The 20,127-nt window shown below is 72.2% G+C and carries 18 protein-coding genes; 9 read left to right on the top strand and 9 right to left on the bottom strand.

From position 1 onward, the window contains the following. Positions 1-275 precede the first annotated feature (275 nt). Positions 276-641 carry a cupin domain-containing protein gene (locus AB0K92_RS18020; RefSeq protein WP_365923941.1) on the top strand — a complete coding sequence of 122 codons (366 nt, stop codon included), beginning with the start codon at positions 276-278 and terminating at the stop codon, positions 639-641. A 13-nt stretch (positions 642-654) separates the two neighbouring features. Here the strand turns inward: AB0K92_RS18020 and AB0K92_RS18025 are convergent, their stop codons facing one another. The 3 genes from AB0K92_RS18025 to AB0K92_RS18035 are packed head-to-tail and all read right to left on the bottom strand — an operon-like array spanning position 655 to position 3,823. Continuing rightward, positions 655-2,040 (bottom strand): VWA domain-containing protein, encoded by a 1,386-nt coding sequence (locus tag AB0K92_RS18025; RefSeq protein ID WP_365923943.1) that lies wholly within the window; start codon positions 2,038-2,040, stop codon positions 655-657. Then, on the bottom strand, positions 2,037-2,894 hold the full coding sequence (locus AB0K92_RS18030) for a MoxR family ATPase (RefSeq protein WP_365923945.1): 858 nt from the start codon (positions 2,892-2,894) through the stop codon (positions 2,037-2,039). Before AB0K92_RS18030 ends, AB0K92_RS18025 begins: the two co-directional genes overlap by 4 nt. A 29-nt stretch (positions 2,895-2,923) precedes the next feature. Further along, the gene (locus AB0K92_RS18035) at positions 2,924-3,823 is read right to left on the bottom strand and encodes a DUF72 domain-containing protein (RefSeq protein ID WP_365923947.1); all 900 of its coding nucleotides are present in this window, start codon (positions 3,821-3,823) and stop codon (positions 2,924-2,926) included. 87 nt (positions 3,824-3,910) lie between these two features. Here AB0K92_RS18035 and AB0K92_RS18040 point away from each other — a divergent pair, with 87 nt between their 5' ends. Then, a complete protein-coding gene (locus tag AB0K92_RS18040) occupies positions 3,911-4,480 on the top strand; it encodes a hypothetical protein (protein ID WP_365923949.1) in 570 nt (189 codons plus the stop codon). A gap of 7 nt (positions 4,481-4,487) precedes the next feature. On the opposite strand, the gene AB0K92_RS18045 is transcribed toward AB0K92_RS18040, so the two are convergent. The 6 genes from AB0K92_RS18045 to rhaI form a co-directional block, all read right to left on the bottom strand. Next, positions 4,488-5,204, bottom strand: coding sequence for an LUD domain-containing protein (locus AB0K92_RS18045; RefSeq protein ID WP_365923951.1), 717 nt, complete (start codon positions 5,202-5,204; stop codon positions 4,488-4,490). Continuing rightward, complete coding sequence (locus AB0K92_RS18050; protein WP_365923953.1) at positions 5,201-6,679, bottom strand: LutB/LldF family L-lactate oxidation iron-sulfur protein; 1,479 nt, start codon at positions 6,677-6,679, stop codon at positions 5,201-5,203. Before AB0K92_RS18050 ends, AB0K92_RS18045 begins: the two co-directional genes overlap by 4 nt. Then, a complete protein-coding gene (locus AB0K92_RS18055) occupies positions 6,676-7,431 on the bottom strand; it encodes a (Fe-S)-binding protein (RefSeq protein WP_365923955.1) in 756 nt (251 codons plus the stop codon). The genes AB0K92_RS18050 and AB0K92_RS18055 overlap by 4 nt, the downstream gene beginning before the upstream one ends. A gap of 104 nt (positions 7,432-7,535) precedes the next feature. After that, entirely contained in the window at positions 7,536-8,972 is a 1,437-nt protein-coding gene (locus tag AB0K92_RS18060; RefSeq protein WP_365924121.1) for a rhamnulokinase family protein, read from the bottom strand. A gap of 8 nt (positions 8,973-8,980) precedes the next feature. Beyond that, positions 8,981-11,020, bottom strand: a complete 2,040-nt coding sequence (locus AB0K92_RS18065) for a bifunctional aldolase/short-chain dehydrogenase (RefSeq protein WP_365923957.1) — start codon at positions 11,018-11,020, stop codon at positions 8,981-8,983. 108 nt (positions 11,021-11,128) lie between these two features. Continuing rightward, positions 11,129-12,289 (bottom strand): L-rhamnose isomerase, encoded by a 1,161-nt coding sequence (gene rhaI / locus AB0K92_RS18070; protein WP_365923959.1) that lies wholly within the window; start codon positions 12,287-12,289, stop codon positions 11,129-11,131. A gap of 261 nt (positions 12,290-12,550) precedes the next feature. Here rhaI and AB0K92_RS18075 point away from each other — a divergent pair, with 261 nt between their 5' ends. From AB0K92_RS18075 to AB0K92_RS18105, 7 genes are all read left to right on the top strand, one after another. Further along, the gene (locus tag AB0K92_RS18075) at positions 12,551-14,068 is read left to right on the top strand and encodes a sugar ABC transporter ATP-binding protein (RefSeq protein WP_365923961.1); all 1,518 of its coding nucleotides are present in this window, start codon (positions 12,551-12,553) and stop codon (positions 14,066-14,068) included. Continuing rightward, complete coding sequence (locus AB0K92_RS18080; protein WP_365923963.1) at positions 14,065-15,105, top strand: ABC transporter permease; 1,041 nt, start codon at positions 14,065-14,067, stop codon at positions 15,103-15,105. The genes AB0K92_RS18075 and AB0K92_RS18080 overlap by 4 nt, the downstream gene beginning before the upstream one ends. Then, a complete protein-coding gene (locus tag AB0K92_RS18085) occupies positions 15,098-16,069 on the top strand; it encodes an ABC transporter permease (RefSeq protein WP_365923965.1) in 972 nt (323 codons plus the stop codon). The genes AB0K92_RS18080 and AB0K92_RS18085 overlap by 8 nt, the downstream gene beginning before the upstream one ends. Positions 16,070-16,148: 79 nt before the next feature. Next, entirely contained in the window at positions 16,149-17,231 is a 1,083-nt protein-coding gene (gene rhaS, locus AB0K92_RS18090) for a rhamnose ABC transporter substrate-binding protein (RefSeq protein WP_365923967.1), read from the top strand. Positions 17,232-17,248: 17 nt separating this feature from the next. Further along, entirely contained in the window at positions 17,249-17,569 is a 321-nt protein-coding gene (locus AB0K92_RS18095) for an L-rhamnose mutarotase (protein WP_365923969.1), read from the top strand. 14 nt (positions 17,570-17,583) lie between these two features. Continuing rightward, positions 17,584-18,999 (top strand): BNR repeat-containing protein, encoded by a 1,416-nt coding sequence (locus AB0K92_RS18100; protein WP_365923971.1) that lies wholly within the window; start codon positions 17,584-17,586, stop codon positions 18,997-18,999. Between the two features lie 79 nt (positions 19,000-19,078). Continuing rightward, complete coding sequence (locus AB0K92_RS18105; RefSeq protein ID WP_166004068.1) at positions 19,079-20,104, top strand: LacI family DNA-binding transcriptional regulator; 1,026 nt, start codon at positions 19,079-19,081, stop codon at positions 20,102-20,104. Positions 20,105-20,127: the final 23 nt, after the last annotated feature.

Consider the following 20,127-nt stretch of genomic DNA (forward strand, 5'->3'; position numbering starts at 1 on the left):
CCGCCTCCGCCGCCCGCCGTCCGCCTCCGCCGCCCGCGGCCCGCCGTCTGCTGCCCGCCGCCCGCCCCTCCGCCGTCTACCGTCCGCCATCGAACGTCGCACATCGAAGATCGCACATCGAAAGGTAGAAGGTCGAACATCGAATGGCGGCCCCCCACCCCCAGGCGGACGATGGACGTGAGGGGCCCGGCCGCCGCCGGTGCCGCCTGCGCCGCAGGGGAGACGGGGACCGGCCCCCGGCCGTGGCGGACGCGGCCGGAAGGGAGGAGAGCATCATGCTGGAGATGAAGATGCTCGACAAGCCGGACGAGCGGCGGGACTTCCCGCACGGGCACATGGAGGCCGTCCACCTGAGCGGGTGCGACTTCGCCGTGGCGACCTTCGAGCCGGGCTGGCGCTGGTCCCAGGACGTGGGGCCGATCGCGGGCACGGAGAGCTGTCAGATGAACCACAACGGCTATGTCGTCAAGGGCCATCTGCACATCCGCATGGACGACGGCGCCGAGGCCGAGGTCGGCCCGGGCGAGGTCTTCGTCTGCTCACCCGGACACGACGCGTGGGTCGTGGGCGACGAGCCGTGCGTGGCCTTCGACTTCGAGGGACAGACCGCCAAGGAGTACGCCAAGCCGAAGGAGGGCTGAACCGACGATCTGCTCAGACCGGTAGCAACCGGCTGACCAGGGCGCCGAGTTGGCGCGCGGTGCGGCACTCGTACATCGCGACCAGCTCGGCGTAGTCGGGGGCCGCGGAGTCCCCCGTGCCCCACTGGGCGCGGGGCTCCGGGTTGAGCCAGTACACGCGGCGCGCCTGCCCGGCGATCCGGCGCAGCGCCGGGAGGTTCGGGTCGGCCATGTTGGTCCGCGCGTCACCCAGCACGAACACGGTCGTCCGCGGCCCCACCGCGGCGCCGTACCGCTCGGCGAACTCGCCGAGCGCGGCGCCGTAGTCGCTGCTGTCGTGCCAGCCCGTCAGCCGGGAGTGCTCCCGGATGCGTCCGCTCAGGCCTTCGGCGTCGGCCGCGCCGTGCGTCAGCAGTCCCGTCACCTCGTCGATCCGGTTGACGAAGGCGAACACCCGTACCTTGCTGAACTGGTCGTGCAGGGCCTGCACCAGCAGCATCGTGAAGTCGGAGAAACCGGCGACCGACCCGGACACATCGCACAGCAGCACCAGTTCGGGCCGCGCGGGCCGTCGTCGGCGCAGTACCGGCCGCATCGGCACCCCGCCCGTCGACAGCGAGCCGCGCACGGTGCGCCGCAGGTCGATCGTGCCGCGCGCGGCGCGCCGGCGCCGCGCCGCCAGCCGGGTGGCCAGGGTGCGGGCCAGCGGTCGCACCGTCCGGCGCAGCTCGGCCAGCCGGTCCCTCCCGGCGTACAGGAAGTCCACCCGGTCCGCGGTCGGTGCCACCGCGCGCCGGGCGATCTCGTCCCGTCCGCGCCGTTCCGCCACCCGGCGCCGTGCCTCCGCGGCCACCTGTCCCCGGAACACCTCGATGCGCCGCCGGATCTCGTCCTCCAGCAGCCGGTCCGCGAACCCCGCGCCGCCGCCTCGCGCGCGGACGTCGTCGCGCACCCGGGCGAGCAGGGTCTGCGGGCGCAGCCGCTCCAGGGTCTGGTACGCCGACCAGCCGTCCGACCCGGGTGAACTCCCGTACGCGCCGAGACCGCCGACGGCCTCGATCGCCAGCCGGCCCATCAGGGCGACGTCGTTCGCGGCGAGCGCCGCGGCCAGCCGCTCGCGCAGGTCCTCCCGACCGGCCGGCTCCCCGCCCCGGCCGTCTCCCGGTTCACTGCCCGGCGCGCCGACACCGCGCGGGAAGTACAGGTCGAAGACCTGGTCGAACAGCCGCCGCTGCCCGGTGGTGTGCAGCAGCGTGGCGGCCAGGCCCTCGCGCAGCAGCTCACGGTCGGCCAGCCCCAGCGCCTGTGCCGCCCGCGCCGCGTCCACCGTCTCACCGGTGCCGACGCGCACGCCGTGCGAGCGCAGCGCGGCGACGAGGGCGGTCAGCCGTGCCGCGACGTCCGTTCCGGCGGCCATCATACGGCGTCCAGGTCCAGCTTGGCCGCGGCCTTCAGCACATCGTCCTGGTGTTTGAGCAGGACGCCCAGGGTGTCCCGCACGACACCCTCGTCGAGCGTGCCGGCACCCAGCGCGAGCAGGGTGCGCGCCCAGTCGATCGTCTCCGCCACCGACGGGGCCTTGCGCAGGTCCATCGCGCGCAGCGCCCCGGCCACCCGCACCACGGACGCGGCCAGCGCCTCGCCGAGCCCCGGCACCTTCAGCCGGACGATCCGCCGCTCCAGCTCCTCCTCGGGGAAGCCGATGTGCAGGAACAGACAGCGCCGGCGCAGCGCCTCGGACAGCTCGCGGGTGGCGTTCGAGGTGAGCACCACGAAGGGCCGCCGGGTGGCGGTGACCGTGCCCAGTTCCGGCACCGTCACCTGGAAGTCGCTGAGCACCTCCAGCAGCAGGCCCTCCACCTCGACGTCCGCCTTGTCGGTCTCGTCGATCAGCAGGACCTTCGGGTCGTCGCCGCGGATCGCGGTGAGCAGCGGGCGCGGCAGCAGGAACTCCTCGCTGAAGATGTCCGTGCGGGTCTCGTCCCAGGTCTCGTCGCGTCCGGCGCTGATCCGCAGCAGCTGCTTGGCGTGGTTCCACTCGTACAGCGCCCGTGACTCGTCGACGCCCTCGTAGCACTGCAGCCGCACCAGCCGCGCCCCCGCGACCTGGGCCACGGCCTTGGCCAGCTCCGTCTTGCCGACTCCGGCGAGGCCCTCCACCAGCAGCGGCTTGCCCAGCCGGTCGGCGAGGAAGACGGTGGTGGCGACCGCCGGGGAGGCCAGGTAGCCGGTCTCGGCGAGGCGGGCGGAGACGTCGTCGACGGAAGTGAACACGAGGGCCTCCAGGCGGCGTCGGGAACCGGTCACCTATCTAAGCGCTTGTTCACCGACGGTGTCACGTCTTCTGCGAGGGCGGGGGACTGCCCCAGCAGCCGCTGCATGGCCTCGGCGGCCCGGACGGCCGCGTCGCCGCAGCAGTTGTTGAACAGCACGTGCACCTCCTCGACCCGCTCGGCGAGGGACCACAGCCGCGGCACCCACTCGACGAGTTCCGCGTCGTCGTAGGCGTGGCGGAACCGGTCCTCCTTGCTGCCGGTGCCCCACGCGGTGCTGCGCCCGTGGAACCGGACGACGGACAGCCGCGGCGAGGTGACCGGGGTGACCGGCGGTATCGACGACGGCAGCGACCGGTTCATGTCGACGGCGACGGCCGCCATGCCGTATCCGGCGAGCAGCGCGCGCGTGTGCTCGGCCCGCTCGTCGAGCCACCACGCGGGGTGCCGGAACTCCACGGCGACGGGCCACCCCCGCGTCCGCTCGGCGCACTGCGCCAGGAACTCCTCCGCCCAAGCCCCCGGCCGCAGCCACGGCGGGAACTGGAACAGCACACTCCCCAGCCGCCCCGCCTCCCGCAGCGGCGCGATCCCCGCGCGGAACCGCGCCCACACCTCGTCCAGCACCGCCGGATCCCGGCTGTCGGCGGGCAGCCCGTCCGGCATCACCGCGCCGCGCGTCGGATGCCCCGTCAGCAACGAGAACGCCTTCACGTCGAACACGAACCCGTCCGGCGTCCGCTCGGCCCACAGCCGGCTGTTCCGCTCACCGGGCAGCGCGTAGTAGGACGCGTCCACCTCCACGACCGGGAACCGCTCGGCATAGTGCCGCAGCCGCCCCTCGGCGTCCCGCCGCCCGCGCGGATACCAGCCACTGCCGACCAGCTCCCGGTCGGTCCACGAACACGTGCCCACGAGAATGTCACCCATGGGGTGCGGTTACCCACCGGACCGGACTCTCCCCATGACGCGGCCCACGCGCGCTTGACGCTCCAAGTGCCTGGTTATGAACCACTCATGGCTCTGACTGGTCAACTGGCGGCGCTGCTCGGCGTGGTGCTGGGCGCGGTTGTGTCGATGGCGGCGACCATGGTCGTGGAAAGGGCCCGGTGGCGCCGGGAGCAGTCCGTCCGCTGGGACGAGCGCCGCCTGAACGCCTACGCCGACTACGCGCACGCGGTGAAGAGCCTCGCGCACCAGTACCGGCGCATAGCCGTCGCCCGGGGCATCACGGCGAGCGGGGCCGCGCCGCTGGAACCCACGGACGAGGTCCTCGCCGAGGTCGCGGAGGCCGAGGTGCGGCGTTCGGCGCTCGCCGAGACGGTGTGGCTCCTCGGAGACGTCGGGACGAACACCGCCGCCGTCCGGCTGAACCACTGCCTGTGGCATCTGGAGTGGCTGGCCCGCGAGCTCCCGACAGCCGGACAGGACGGCTGGGACCAGGCCTACGAGGAGTTCCGGCAAGCGCGCCTTCAGTTCCTCCGGCTGGCCCGCGCCGGCCTCGGCGTGCGGGGTGCCCGCATAGCCGAGCCCTTGCCCTGGCCGCCCCCCTGGCGGGGTGACCTCTCACGAGGCACCCCGCAGTGAAGGATCGCTACACGAGGGCGTCCGCCCCGCCGGCACCGCCCGCCCCGCCGGCACCGCCGGCACCGTCCCCACCGCCCGGCTCCCCGGTCACCAGTACCACCTCCAGCGTGCGCGGGCCGTGTACGCCCTCCACCCGGTCCAGTTCGATGTCGCTGGTCGCGGACGGGCCGGAGATCCAGGTCAACGGGCGGGTGGGGGTCAGGCGGTCGAGGGCCTGGGGGACGGAGGCGACGACCTGGCCGGGCACGCGGACGACGCAGATGTGATGGTCGGGGATGAGCGTGATGCGGCGGCGGCCCTGGTCGGGGGCGCCGTCCAGGACGATCGTGCCGGTCTCGGCGATCGCCACCGCGCAGGCCGTGACGACGCTGTCCACGCGGTCCAGCTCGTGCGGGGTCGACTCCGCCCGGTCCGCCACCAGTTCCGCCGAGGACCGGGCGAGCCAGCCCGGATCGAGGCCGGGCGGCACCAGGACGGTCCGCGAGCCGCGCGCGGACAGCAACCCGGCGATCACGGGCGGCAGTTCTGCGGCCGTGCAGCGGTGGACCAGCGCCCGGTAGTCCGCCAGGTTCTCGGCCAGGAGGTCCACCGTCTCGGTGACCGACCGGTCCCCGTGCTCCCGCAGATAGCCGCGGGCGACCACCTCGTCGTACGGCGCGTCCTCGCGCTCCACGCCGGCCAGTGCCCGCCGCACCCGGCCCAGGATCCGGTCCCTGCTGTTCACTTCGCGCCGTCCTTTCCGCCCCGCGTCCGCTGCCACCAGTCCCGGAACGGTTCCGCCGGCACCGGCGGAAGCTCCCGGCCGCCGCTCCACGCCCGGCCGGGCCCCGGCAGGGTGCGCGGGTGGAGCCGGCGGGTGCGGGAGGCGAGCCGCTGCCCGGCCCGCAGCGCGCCGGGGCGGCTCAGCGCCCAGCGGGCCGCCCGCATCGCCGCCCGCTCCGCCGCGTGCCCCTTGGCGGGCCGCAGCAGCACCTTGTTGCCCTCACGGACGGCCGGCCCGCCCTGGACCACCCGCTCCCGCAGATGCACCAGCACCTCGGGGATGTCGATGGCGACCGGGCACACCTCGTAGCAGGCGCCGCACAGCGACGACGCGTACGGCAGCGACGCGTCGATCTCACTGCCGGTGCCCCGCAGCTGAGGGCTGAGGATCGCGCCGATCGGACCCGGGTACACCGAGCCGTAGGCGTGGCCGCCCGCCCGCTCGTACACCGGGCACACGTTGAGGCAGGCCGAACAGCGGATGCAGCGCAGGGCCTGGCGGCCGACCTCGTCGGCGAGGGTGTCGGTGCGGCCGTTGTCGAGCAGGACCAGATGGAAGGTCCTCGGGCCGTCCTCGTCCGTGGTGCCCGTCCACATGCTGGTGTACGGGTTCATCCGCTCGGCCGTCGAGGAGCGGGGGAGGGTCTGGAGGAAGACCTCCAGGTCCCGCCAGGTCGGCACGATCTTCTCGATGCCGACGACCGAGATCAGCGTCTCGGGCAGGGTGAGGCACATCCGCCCGTTGCCCTCGGACTCCACGACCACCAGCGTGCCGGTCTCGGCGACCATGAAGTTGGCGCCGGAGACACCGACCTTGGCGCGCAGGAACTTCTCCCGCAGGTGCAGCCGGGCGGCCTCGGCGAGTTCGGCGGGCGTGTCGGTCAGGCCCTCGGGGGCCGGGCGGCCCCACGCGGCCATCTCCTCGCGGAAGATGTCGCGGATCTCGCCGCGGTTGCGGTGGATGGCGGGCACGAGGATGTGTGAGGGCCGGTCGTGGCCCAACTGCACGATCAGCTCGGCGAGATCGGTCTCGTAGGCGCGGATGCCCGCCGCCTCCAGGGCCTCGTTCAGGCCGATCTCCTGCGTGGCCATCGACTTGACCTTGACGACCTCCGACTCGCCGGTCGCCCGCACCAGTTCGGTGACGATCCGGTTGGCCTCCGCCGCGTCCGCGGCCCAGTGGACGACCCCGCCGGCCGCCGTCACCGACTCCTCCAACCGCACCAGATAGCGGTCCAGGTGACGCAGCGTATGGTCCTTGATCCGCTTGCCCGCCTCGCGCAGCGCCGCCCAGTCCTCCACCTCGGCGACCGCCTTGGCGCGCTTGGCGCGGATCGTGTGCGTGGCGTGCCGCAGGTTCCCGCGCAGCGTCGCATCGCGCACCGCCTCGTGCGCGGCGGCCGGGAACGCCGGCATCCCGAGATACGTACCGCTCATGCCAGGGGCTCCTCTTCCGTGCTCGCCAGGATCTCCGCGATGTGCACCGGGCGCATCCCCGACCGCAGCCGCGCCATGGTCCCGCCGATGTGCATCAGACAGGAGTTGTCGGCCGCGCACAGCACCCCGGCGCCGGTCGACTCGGCGTTGCGCACCTTGTCCGCGCCCATCGCCGCGGAGACGTCGGCGTTCTTCAGCGCGAACGTGCCGCCGAAACCGCAGCACTCCTCCGCGCCCGGCAGCTCCACCAGTTCCAGCCCCTTCACCGCCTCCAGCAGCCGCCGCGGCCGGTCGCCCAGACCCAGGCCGCGCAGCCCGTGACAGGTCGGGTGGTACGTGACCGTGTGCGGGTAGTACGCGCCGACATCGGTCACTCCCAGCACGTCCACCAGGAACTCCGTCAGCTCGTACGTCTTCGGCACCACCGGCGCCAGCGCCGCGGCCAGCGACTCGCCGCGGCCCTCCGCCCGCGCCCGCTCACCCATCCGCGGATACAGCTCCCGCACCATCGCCCCGCACGACCCGGACGGCGTCACGATCGCGTCGTACGCGCCGAAGACCTCGGCGAAGTGCCGCGCCAGCGGCTCCGCCTCGTGCCGGTAGCCGGTGTTGTAGTGCGCCTGCCCGCAGCAGGTCTGCGCCATCGGGAAGTCGACCTCCACGCCCAGCCTGGTCAGCAGCCGCACCACGGCACGCCCGGTGCCCGGATAGAGCGTGTCGTTGACACAGGTCAGGAACAGGGCGACACGCATCGCGGCTCCTCGGGGTCGGTCATCGGATGGGGGCAGGGTAGTGCGGGGACGACGGGGAGGGCGTGAAGTCCGGCCCGCTCCACGGACGGGCCGGATCCCGGCGGTCAGCGCGCGCCGAGGCGGTCCTGCGCGGCCCGCCAGCGCGCCGTGTCCCCCCGCGGTTCGTAGCGGGTCAGCGGCTGGGTGCGGGTGAGCAGCCGGCGCATGTCGGCGCGGTCGCCCACCAGAGCGTGGGCGCGCGCCTGCACCAGGACGTTGCCGAGGGCCGCCGCCTCGGTCGGCCCGGCCACCACCGGCAGCCCGCACGCGTCGGCGGTCAGCTGGCACAGCAGCGCGTTGCGCACCCCGCCGCCGACCACGTGCACCACGTCCACGGACGTCCCGGCGAGCCGCTGGGCGTCCTCGACGGCCCGCCGGTGGGCGAGTGCGAGCGAGTCGAGGATGCACCGGGTGACCTCGGCCGGCGTCTCGGGCACCGGCTGCCCCGACGTCCGGCACGCCCCGGCGATCCGCTCCGGCATCCGGCCCGGCGCGAGGAACGCCGCGTCGCCCGCGTCCACCACGGACCGCAGCGCCGGCACCACGGCCGCCGCCCGCAGCAGCTCGCCCAGCTCCGGCTCGCCCCAGGCCCGCACGCACTCCTGGAGCAGCCACAGCCCCATGATGTTGCGCAGATAGCGGACCGTGCCGTCCAGCCCCAGCTCGTTGGTGAAGTTGGCGGCCCGGCTCTCCTCGGTCAGCACCGGGGCGGGCAGCTCCAGCCCGGCCAGCGACCAGGTGCCGGTGCAGATGTACGCGAACCGCTCGCCGGTCGCCGGTACGGCCGCCACCGCGGACGCGGTGTCGTGCGAGCCGACCGCCGTCACCGGAACCGGGCCGGTCAGCCCGGTCTCCTCCAGCACCTCGGCGCGCAGCACGCCCGCCGGATCGCCGGGCCGGCGCAGCGGCGCGAACAGGCTCAGGTCGATGCCCAGCCGCGCCGCCACGTCGTACGACCAGTCCCCGGTGCGCGGGTCGACGAGCTGGGTCGTGGACGCGTTGGTCAGTTCGGTGCCCTGCTCGCCGGTCAGCCAGTAAGTGATCAGATCCGGGATCAGCAGCAGCCGCTCGGCCCGGGCGAACTGGGCGGAGGAGCGGGCGGCGGTCAGCTGGTACAGCGTGTTGAACGGCGCGTACTGGATGCCTGTGGCCGCGTACAGCTCCGCGGCGGGGACCGTCGCCCACACCGACTCCGCGATGCCCTCGGTGCGCGCGTCCCGGTAGTGCGCCGGGTTGCCGAGCAGCGCCCCGTCCGCGTCCAGCAGGCCGTAGTCCACCGCCCAGCTGTCGATGCCGACGGAGTCCACCTGACCGGCCGCCCGCAGCCCCTCCAGCACCCCCGCGTACAGCCCGAGGATGTTCCAGCGCAGTCCCTCGGGCAGCCGCACGGGCCGGTTCGGGAAGCGGTGCGCCTCGGTGAGCTCCAGTTCGTGCCGGCCCACGCGGCCGACCATGACGCGCCCGCTGGACGCGCCGAGGTCGACCGCGGCGTACGACTTCACGAGCGCGCTCACCGCAGGAAGGCGGCGGCGACGCCCGCGTCGACGGGGACGTGCAGACCGGTGGTGTGCGTGAGGTCCCCGCCGGTCAGCGCGAACACCGCGTTCGCCACGTGCTCCGGCAGCACCTCCCGCTTCAGCAGCGTCCGCTGGGCGTAGAACTCGCCCAGCTTCTCCTCCGGCACCCCGTACACGGCCGCGCGCTGCGCGCCCCAGCCACCCGCGAAGATACCCGAGCCGCGCACCACCCCGTCCGGGTTGACCCCGTTGACCCGGATGCCGTGCTCGCCCAGCTCGGCCGCCAGCAGCCGCACCTGGTGCGCCTGGTCGGCCTTGGTCGCGGAGTAAGCGATGTTGTTCGGGCCGGCGAACACGGCGTTCTTGCTGGCGATGTAGACGATGTCCCCGCCGAGCCCCTGCGCGATCATCACCCGCGCCGCCTCCCGCGACACCAGGAACGAGCCGCGGGCCATGATGTCGTGCTGCAGGTCCCAGTCCCTCGCGGACGTCTCCAGCAGCGGCTTGGAGATGGAGATGCCCGCGTTGTTGACCACCAGGTCCACCCCGCCGAAGGCCAGCACCGCCGCCTTGAACGCCTCCGTGATCTGCTCCTCGGAGGTCACGTCCACCGTCACGGCGACCGCCTTGTCCGGCCCGCCCAGCTCCTCGGCCACGGCGGCCGCGTTCTCCCCGTTCAGATCGGCGACGACGACACACGCGCCCTCGGCCACCAGCCGGTGCGCGATGGCCCGGCCGATCCCGCTGCCGGCGCCGGTCACCAGCGCCACCCGCGTGGCGAGCGGCTTCGGCTTCGGCATCCGCCGGAGCTTGGCCTCCTCCAGCGCCCAGTACTCGATGCGGAACTTCTCCGACTCCTCGATCGGCGCGTACGCCGACACCGCCTCGGCGCCCCGCATCACGTTGATCGCGTTGACGTAGAACTCGCCCGCCACCCGCGCGGTCTGCTTGTCCTTGCCGAAGCTGAACATGCCGACGCCGGGCACCAGCACGATCGCCGGGTCGGCGCCGCGCATCGCGGGGGAGTCCGGCTCGGCGTGCCGCTCGTAGTAGGCGGCGTACTCCTCGCGGTACGCGGCGTGCAGCTCACGCAGCCGCGCGACCGCCTCCTCCAGCGGGGCCGCCGGCGGCAGGTCGAGGACCAGCGGGCGGACCTTCGTGCGCAGGAAGTGGTCGGGGCAGGAGGTGCCGAGCGCGGCGAGCCGCGGGTGCTCGGCGCGGGCCAGGAAGTCCAGCACCACGTCCGTGTCGGTGAAGTGCCCGACCTGCGGCCGGTCCTGCGAGGCGATGGCCCGCACATACGGCGCCAGCGCCGCCGCCCGCTCCCGCCGCTCGCCCTCGGGCAGCGCGCCGTAGCCCTCGACGACGGGCCCGAACGGCTCCGCCTTGCCCCGCTCCGCCAGGAACTTTTCCGCGGTGCGGATGATGTGCAGCGAGTTGCGCTCGCACTCCTCAGCCGTGTCCCCCCACGCGGTGATCCCGTGCCCGCCGAGGATGCACCCGATGGCCCGCGGGTTCGCCTCCTTCACCGCGGCGATGTCCAGCCCGAGCTGGAACCCGGGCCGCCGCCACGGCACCCACACCACGCTGTCGCCGAAACACTCCGCGGTCAGCTTCTCCCCGTCCGCCGCGCACGCCAGCGCGATACCGGAGTCCGGATGCAGATGATCGACGTGCCGGGCGTCGACGAGCCCGTGCATGGCGGTGTCGATCGACGGCGCCGCCCCGCCCTTGCCGTGCAGGCAGTAGTCGAACGCGGCGACCATCTCGTCCTCGCGCTCGACCCCCGGGTACACGTCGACGAGGGCCCGCAGCCGGTCCAGCCGCAGCACGGCCAGCCCCGCCTCGGTCAGCGTCCCGAGATCGCCCCCGGACCCCTTCACCCACATCAGCTCCACCTCACCCCCCGTGACGGGATCGGTGTCGGTGCCCTTGGCGGACGCGTTCCCGCCGGCGTAGTTGGTGTTGCGGGGATCGGATCCCAGCCGATGCGAACGGGCGAGCAGAGCGGCGGCTTCGGGATGAGTAGCCATGACCATCGGTTCCTTAGAAGAGAGGGTGCCTGGAGAAAGGGGCGCGGGGAACTGCGCGATCAACCACCGACGGCCCGCAGCCCGCATACGACAGAACCCGGCAGACGCTCACGCCCCCCACCCGGCCTGCCGCCCACCGACCCGCTCGGCCACGATCTTCTCGGCCCACCCGGACCGGGCGTACGCGGCAAGGGGCTCGGGGTCCAGCCCCATCTCCTCGCGCACCTCACGCAGCAACGGCCGCACATCGGTGTTGAACGCGTCCATCAGCACGGCGTTCGCACCGAGCACATCACCGTCCCGCTGCGCGGCGGCAAGAGCGTCCCGGTCCACCAGGAGCGCCTTCGCCGTCGCCTCCTGGACGTTCATCACCGACCGGATGATCGCGGGGATCTTCGCCTCGATGTTGTGGCACTGGTCGAGCATGAACGCCACGTCCGGGGTGAATCCGCCCCCGCGGACCACCTCGTACATGATCCGGAACAGCTGGAACGGATCGGCCGCGCCCACCATCAGGTCGTCGTCCGCGTAGAAGCGCGAGTTGAAGTCGAACCCGCCGAGCTTCCCCTCGCGCAGCAGCGTCGCCACGATGAACTCGATGTTGGTGCCCGGCGCGTGGTGCCCGGTGTCCACCACGACCTGCGCCTTCGGACCGAGCTTCAGACAGTGCGCGTACGCCGTCCCCCAGTCCGGCACGTCCGTCGTGTAGAACGCCGGCTCGAAGAACTTGTACTCCAGCAGCATCCGCTGCCCCTCACCGAGCCGCGCGTAGACCTCCGCGAGTGCTTCGGCGAGCCGGTCCTGCCGGGCCCGGATGTCGTCCTGGCCGGGATAGTTCGTCCCGTCGGCGAACCACAGCTTCAGATCGGTGGAGCCGGTCGCGTCCATGATGTCGACGCACTCCAGCAGATGGCCGACGGCCTTGCGGCGCACCGCCGCGTCCGGGTGGCAGATGCTGCCCAGCTTGTAGTCGTCGTCCTGGAAGGTGTTGGAGTTGATGGCGCCGAGCCGCACCCCGTGCTCCTCGGCGAACTTCGCCAGCGCCGCGTAGTCGTCGACCCTGTCCCACGGGATGTGCAGCGCGACGGTCGGCGCGACGCCGGTGAACTCGTGCACCTTGGCGGCGTCCTGCAGTTTCTCCCGCGGGGTGCGCGGCACACCCAGCTGCGCGAACACCTTGAAGCGGGTCCCGGAGTTCCCGTACGCCCACGACGGCGTCTCGACGGCCTGGGTCTTCAGCGCGGCCTTCACCGCGGCGACATCGGTCACTGCTGGGCTCCTACCGATTTAATGAAACGATTCAGAACGGCAAGCTATGAGTCGCCCGAAGGGGTGTCAAGCACTCTGACCAACCCCGCTCTCCGTGACTCCTCCGTGACCTTTATCTATCGAAAACTTTTCGACACGGACCCATTGACGTGACATGGCTGGCCCGCCTAACGTCCCGGCAACCCAGTTGAAACCTTTCACGACGCCGTGCGGGCCGCCTCCGGTCACCGAGGCCTCCCGCCGCGTCGTCGAGGAGCCCCCATGACCCACCCGTCCGACACGGGGCCGACCCCGGTGCTGGCGCTCCAGGGCATCTCCCGGTCCTTCGGTGCCGTCCGCGCCCTGCGGGACGTGTCCCTGGAGCTGTTCCCCGGCGAGGTCCACGCCCTCGCCGGGGAGAACGGCGCGGGCAAGTCGACCCTCATCAAGACGCTCGCCGGAGTGCACCGGCCGGACACCGGCCAGGTACTGCTCGACGGCGGGCCCGTCGTCTTCCACGGCCCCGGCGACGCCCGCGACGCCGGCATCGCCGTGATCTACCAGGAGCCCACGCTCTTCCCCGACCTGTCGATCGCCGAGAACATCTTCATGGGCAGGCAGCCCCGACGTGTCCTCGGCCGCATCGACCACAAGGCCACCCGCGCCGCGACCGCCGCCCTGATGCGGCGCCTCGGCGTCGACCTCGACCCCGACCGCCCCGCGCGCGGACTGTCCATCGCGGACCAGCAGATCGTGGAGATCGCCAAGGCGCTCTCCTTCGACGCCCGCGTCCTGATCATGGACGAGCCGACCGCCGCGCTCACCGGCAGCGAGGTCGCCCGCCTCTTCGGCGTGGTCCGCACCCTCAGGGAACAGGGCGCCGCCGTCCTGTTCATCTCCCACCGGCTGGAGGAGATCTTCGAGATCTGCCAGAAGGTGACCACCCTGCGCGACGGCGCCCGGATCGCGAGCGAGCCCCTCGCCGGGATGACCGAGGACGACCTGGTCCGCCGCATGGTGGGCCGCGACCTCGACGAGCTGTACCCCAAGCAGGACGTGCGGCCGGGCGAGGTCGCGCTGAGCGTGCGCCGCCTGACCCGCGAGGGCGTCTTCACCGACGTCTCCTTCGAGGTGCGGCGCGGCGAGATCGTCGGCCTCGCCGGACTGGTCGGCGCCGGCCGCACCGAGGTCGCCCGGGCCGTCTTCGGCGTCGACCGCTGGGACGCCGGCGAGGTCACCGTGGACGGCAAGCCGCTCGTCAGCGGCGCCCCCTCGACCGCCATGGCCGCCGGGCTCGCCCTCGTCCCCGAGGACCGCCGCGCCCAGGGCCTGGTGATGGACATGTCCATCGAGCGCAACATCGGCCTCACGGGCCTGCGTACGACGGTGAAGGCGGGCCTGATGGACCGCGGCGCCGAACGCAGCCGCTCCCTCGACTGGGCGGTGCGGCTCCAGGTGAAGTACGCCCGGATCGCCGACGCCGTCTCCACGCTGTCCGGCGGCAACCAGCAGAAGGTCGTCCTCGCCAAGTGGCTCGCCACCCGCCCCAAGGTGCTGATCGTCGACGAGCCGACGCGCGGCATCGACGTCGGCACCAAGGCCGAGGTGCACCGCCTGCTCTCCCGGCTCGCCGCGGACGGCGTGGCCGTCCTGATGATCTCCTCCGACCTGCCCGAGATCCTCGGCATGGCCGACCGCGTGCTCGTCATGCACGAGGGCCGGCTGACCGCCGAGATCCCGCGCTCCGACGCCACCGAGGAAACCGTGATGGCCGCAGCCACCGGGAGGGCGGCAGCGTGACCGTGACCGCCCCCGAGCAAACCCCCGTAGCGGACGTGCCCGAGTCGAGCGGCACCCGCCTCGTCGACCGCGTCTTCCGGATGCGCGAACTCGCCATCCTCGCCGTCTTCCTGGTGATGATCGCCGTCACCCAGGCCGGCAACAGCGAGTTCCTCTCCGCGCAGGGCATCAAGGACCTGCTGCTGAACGCCACCATTCTGGTCCTCGTCGCCACCGGCCAGTCCCTGGTGGTGATCACCCGGAACGTCGACCTGTCCGTCGGCTCCACCCTCGGCATCAGCGCCTTCGCCGCCGGGACGTACCTCCAGGACGGCGGCCACCCGGTGCCGGCCGTACTGCTGGCGGTGCTGATGGGCGTCGGCTTCGGCCTGCTCAACGGCCTGCTCGTCAGCCTCGGCCAGGTGCCCGCGCTCGTCGTCACCCTCGGCACCCTCTACATCATCCGCGGCATCGACTCCATCTGGGTCGGCTCCCGGCAGATCACCGCCGCCGACCTGCCCGGCTCCTTCGTCGACTTCGGCTCCGGCGGCATCTCCGCGGTGCCCTACCTCGCCCTGATCGCCCTCGCCGTCCTCGTCACCACCGCCTACTTCCTCAAGCACTACGGCAGCGGCCGCGAACTGTACGCGCTCGGCTCCAACCCGGAGGCCGCGCGGCTCGCCGGCATCCCCGTCCGCAAACGCATCCTGGCCGCCTACACCGTGTGCGGGGCGCTCGCCGGACTCGCCGGAGCGATGTACCTGGCCCGGTTCGGCAACGTCGACTCCGGCACCGGCAACGGCTACGAACTCACCGTCGTCAGCGCGGTCGTCGTCGGCGGCGTCGTCTTCACCGGCGGCTCCGGCAGCGTCTACGGCGCGGCCCTCGGCGCGCTGCTGCTGACCTCCGTCAACAGCGTGCTGCCCGCGCTCGGCGTCAGCTCGGTCTGGGTGCTCGCGATCAACGGCATCCTGCTCATCCTCGCCATCGCGGTCGACCGGGTCGTCGCGCTGCGCGTGGCCAACGCCCTGAAGAAGAGGAACGCCCGCCATGCCTGAGTCCCTGACGCGCGCGGTCCGCTGGGACACGGTCGTCGGCGCGCTGCTGGTCGTCCTGCTGCTGTTCTCCTTCACGTTCGTGGACGGCTTCGGCAACGCGCTGAACCTGTCCTTCCTGATCGGCAACGCGCTGCCGATCGCGCTGATCGCGCTGCCGATGACCCTGCTCGTCGTCTCCGGCGAGATCGATCTGTCCGTCGCCTCCACCGCCGGGCTGTCCGGCGCGGTGATGGGCGCCCTGTGGAACCAGGGCATGGCCATCGAGGCGATCATTCCGCTGTGCCTGCTGCTCGGTGTGGTGTGCGGGCTGGTCAACGGGCTGCTCGTGACCAGGCTGGGACTGCCGTCCCTCGCCGTCACCATCGGCACCCTCGCCGCCTACCGCGGCATCGCGCAGATCGTGCTCGGCTCCGACGCGGTGACCGATTTTCCGGCGCCGTACCTGGACTTCGCGGCGGGACGCATCGGTGACACGTTCCTTCCGTACGCCCTCCTGCCGTTCCTGGTGCTGCTCGCCATCGCCGTCGTCGCGCTGCACGCCACGCCGTTCGGGCGGTCGCTGTTCGCGATCGGGGCGAGTGAGGAGGCGGCGCGGTTCGCGGGGATCCGGGTCAGGCGGCAGAAGCTGATCCTGTTCACGCTGACCGGGCTGATGGCCTCGCTCACCGGTGTGTTCTGGGCCCTGCACTACGCGAGCGCGCGGTACGACAACGCGACGGGGCTCGAACTCTCCGTCGTGGCCGCGGTGCTGCTCGGCGGCATCGACTTCGACGGGGGCAAGGGGACGCTCGGCGGGGCGATCGCCGGTGTCTTCCTGCTCGGTGCGCTGCAGAACGTGATGAGTCTGCAGGACGTCTCGGCGCAGTCGCAGATCGTCGTCACCGGTGTGCTGCTCGTCCTGTCCGTCCTCGGGCCGCGGGTGGCGCGGCAGATCGCCGTCGTCCGTGCGCGGTCGTCCGGCTAGCCGGTTGTTCGTGGCTGGTCGCACAGTGCCCCGCGCCCCTTCAGGGCGCCTCCGCTCCCCCCTGTCGAAAGGACCCCTCATGCGTAAGTCATCCCTCCGCCGCACCTGTACCGCCCTCGCCGCCGTCACCTCCCTCGCCCTCGCCCTCACCGCCTGCGGTGGCACCACCAAGAAGGACGTGGCCGCCGAGCAAGGCCCGGCCGCCGCCGGCGGCAAGGCGAACCCCGACGCCGAGCTGAAGAAGGGCCTCACCGTCGGCTTCCTGCCCAAGCAGGTCAACAACCCGTACTTCACCACCGCCGACAAGGGCGGCGAGAAGGCCCTGAAGGAACTGGGCTCCCGCTACAAGGAGGTCGGACCGTCCAGCGCCACCGACACCTCCGGACAGGTGTCGTACGTCAACACCCTCACCCAGCAGCAGGTCGACGCGATGGCCGTGTCCGCGCAGGACCCGGGCGCCCTGTGCACCGCGCTGAAGCAGGCGATGAGCAACGACATCAAGGTCGTGACGTACGACTCCGACACCAAGCCCGACTGCCGCAACGCCTTCGTCTCGCAGGCCTCCGCCGAGGACCTGGGCCGCACCGAGGTGCAGCTGCTCGCCGAACAGATCGGCTACAAGGGCGAGTTCGCGATCCTGTCCGCCGCGCAGACCGCGACCAACCAGAACACCTGGATCGAGTTCATGAAGGACGAGCTCGAGGATCCCAAGTACAAGGACATGAAGCTCGTCGAAATCGCCTACGGCAACGACGACGCCCAGCAGTCCTTCCAGCAGACCCAGGGCCTGCTCCAGGAATACCCGAACCTGAAGGGGATCATCTCCCCGACCACCGTCGGCATCAAGGCCGCCGCCCAGTACCTGTCCGGCTCCAAGTACAAGGGCAAGGTCAAGCTGACCGGCCTCGGCACCCCGAACGACATGCGCAAGTACGTCAAGAACGGCACCGTCGAGGCGTTCGAGCTGTGGGACCCGGCCAAGCTCGGCGAACTCGCCGCGCGCACCGCCGTCGCGCTGGCCTCCGGGCAGATCACCGGCAAGGAGGGCGAGACCTTCACCGCCGGCGACATGGGCGAGTACACCATCGGCAAGGACGGCGTGATCAGCCTCGGCAAGCCCACCGTGTTCGACGCGAAGAACATCGACGACTACAACTTCTGACACAGGAGCGGTACTTCATGCAGCGCGTCTGTTTCCTGCTCAAGGTCCGCCAGGACAAGATCGCCGAGTACCGCGAACGCCACGCCGCCGTGTGGCCGGAGATGCTCGACGCGCTCTCGGCCACCGGCTGGCACAACTACTCGCTCTTCCTGCGCGACGACGGCCTGCTCGTCGGCTACCTGGAGACCGACGACTTCGAGGCCGCCCTCGCCGGCATGGAGGCCACGGACGTCAACGCCCGCTGGCAGGCCGAGATGGCCCCGTTCTTCGAGTCACTGGACGGCGCCCGGCCCGACGAAGCCATGAAACCCCTCACCGAGGTCTTCCACCTCGCCTGACCCGGAGCGTGCCGATGAGACGACGTACCGTCCTCACCACCGCCCTGGCGGCCGCCGCGGCCGCCGCCCCCGGCGTCGCGCGGGCCGCCACCCCCGGCCCCTCGGTCACCCCCGCGGGCACCACCACCCTCGACCACCAGGCGATCTACTTCGTCTCCTACGACGGCCTGGTCAACAACAACTCCTTCCAGAAGAACGGCCTGCTGACGTACAAGGGGCACCAGTACGCCGCCTGGTACACCGCCGACCGCAACGCCGTCGTCGGCCGCCGCGCCCTGGGCGCGAGCACCTGGCAGACCGTGCGGGTCGGCCACACGCTGCGGTACGACGACTCCCACAACGTCATCTCCATGGGCGTCTCGAAGGCGGACGGCCGGCTCCACCTGAACATGGACTCGCACAGCGACGGCTTCACCTACGTCAAGTCAGTCGCCGGACTCATGGACGATCCCGCGGGACTCGGCTGGAGCGCCGGCCGGTTCGGGCCGCCGCAGTCCACGCTCGACGGGCTCGCCCTCACCTCCCGGTTCACCTACCCCCAGTTCATCACCACCCCGGAGGGCAGGCTCCAGCTCAGCTACCGCGCCGGAGTCTCCGGCAACGGGCGCAACGCCCTCGCCGAGTACGACGGCACCACGTGGACGGCGCTGGGGGAGTGGACCGGCTCCACCGGCACGTACACCAGCGCGCACGGCTCGTCCACCGCCCGCAACATGTACCTCCACGGCATCGACTACGACCGTCGTGGCCGACTGCACGCCTTCTTCACCTGGCGGGAACAGAACGCCGCGGTGATGTGCGCGAGCGGCGGCCTCACCAACCACGACACCGGCTACGTGTACTCCGACGACCGCGGCCGTACCTGGCGCAACGACGTCGGCACGGTCGTCGGCGTCACCGGCGGCTCCGACCGGGTCTCCGTGACCGACACCGGTCTGGTCGTGGACCCGCTCAGCCCCGACCATTCCCTGATGAACCAGGAGAGCCAGTTCACCGACTCCGCGGGCCGGCCGCACGCGATCATCTCCTACGTCCCCGGCCGCTTCGGCCAGTGCACCACGGACTACGTCGCCGACCGCACCGCCCACGGCCGCGCCTTCCACCTGCGCCGCACCCCCGCCGGTACCTGGCGCAAGACCGAGATCCCGGTCCCGCTCCACTCGAGCCAGCGCACCAGACTCGTCCTGGACCGGTACGACAACGCGTACGCGGTCTTCCCCTACGTCCGGATCGCCGCCGCCTCCGCGGCCTCCGGGCACACGGACTGGAAGCCGCTGTACGACGGCGCGGGGCTGAACGCCTTCGGCGAGGTCGTCGTCGACGAGACACGGATCGCCCAGGACGGCGTCCTGTCGGTGATGTACCAGGAGAAGTCCACCGGTACGACCCCGTCGGCGCTGCGCGTCGCCGACTTCCGCCTGCCCTCGTGAGTACGGTCGCGGCCGGGCGGCGTGACGGTAGTGTGAAGGCCTTCCCGCCGCCCCTCGTCTTTCTGGAGGTCCCTGCCTGATGGCCCAGTCGGTGGGTATCAAGGACGTCGCCCGCGCCGCCGGAGTCTCCGTGGGCACGGTCTCGAACGTCATCAACCGTCCGGACACGGTCGCCACCGAGACCCGGGCGCGCGTGCTGTCCGCGATCGACCGGCTCGGCTACGTCCGCAGCGAGTCCGCGCGCCAGCTGCGCGCGGGCCGCAGCCGGATCATGGGGCTGCTCGTGCTGGACATGGGCAACCCGTTCTTCGTCGACGTGGCGCGCGGCGCCGAGCGCGCCGCGCGGGACGCCGGGCTCGGCGTGATGGTCTGCAACAGCGCCCAGAACCCCGGCGAGGAGGCCGAGTACCTGTCGCTCTTCGCCGAGCAGCGGGTGCGCGGCGTGCTGCTCACCCCGGCCGACGCCACCGGCCGCAACATCGAGGCGTTCCGCCGCCACGGCATCCCGTTCGTGCTCGTCGACCGGGTCGCCGAGGGCGCCACCGAGTGCTCGGTCTCCGTCGACGACGTGGCGGGCGGCGCGCTGGCCGTACGCCATCTCGTCGACGCCGGGCACCGGACCATCGCGTACGTCAGCGGCCCGCCCGGCCTGAACCAGGTGCGCGACCGCCGCACCGGCGCGCTCAACGCGCTCGCCGAGGCCGGACTCGGCCCCGAGGCGCTGCGCGAGCTGCCCACCGAACGGCTCGACGTCGCCGCGGGCCGGGACGCCGGGGCGCGGCTGCTGGGCCTCGCCGACCGGCCGACCGCCGTCTTCTGCGCCAACGACCTGCTCGCCCTCGGCGTGCTCCAGGCCATGTACGCGGCCGGGGTCAGCGTCCCCGACGACCTCGCCATCGTCGGCTACGACGACATCGAGTTCGCCGCCGCCGCGGCCGTCCCGCTCACCTCGGTCCGCCAGCCCGCCGTCACCATGGGCGCGCTCGCCGCCGAACTGCTGCTGGAGGAGACCGAGACGGACACGAGCCGCCGGGCCCACGAACACCGCCGGGTCGTCCTCCAGCCGGAGCTGGTGGTACGACGCTCCAGCCTCGCGGGACGCTGAACGGCCGCGCCGCTGCTGAACGG

The sequence above is a fragment of the Streptomyces sp. NPDC052687 genome (assembly GCF_040678395.1).
Classification (GTDB): domain Bacteria; phylum Actinomycetota; class Actinomycetes; order Streptomycetales; family Streptomycetaceae; genus Streptomyces.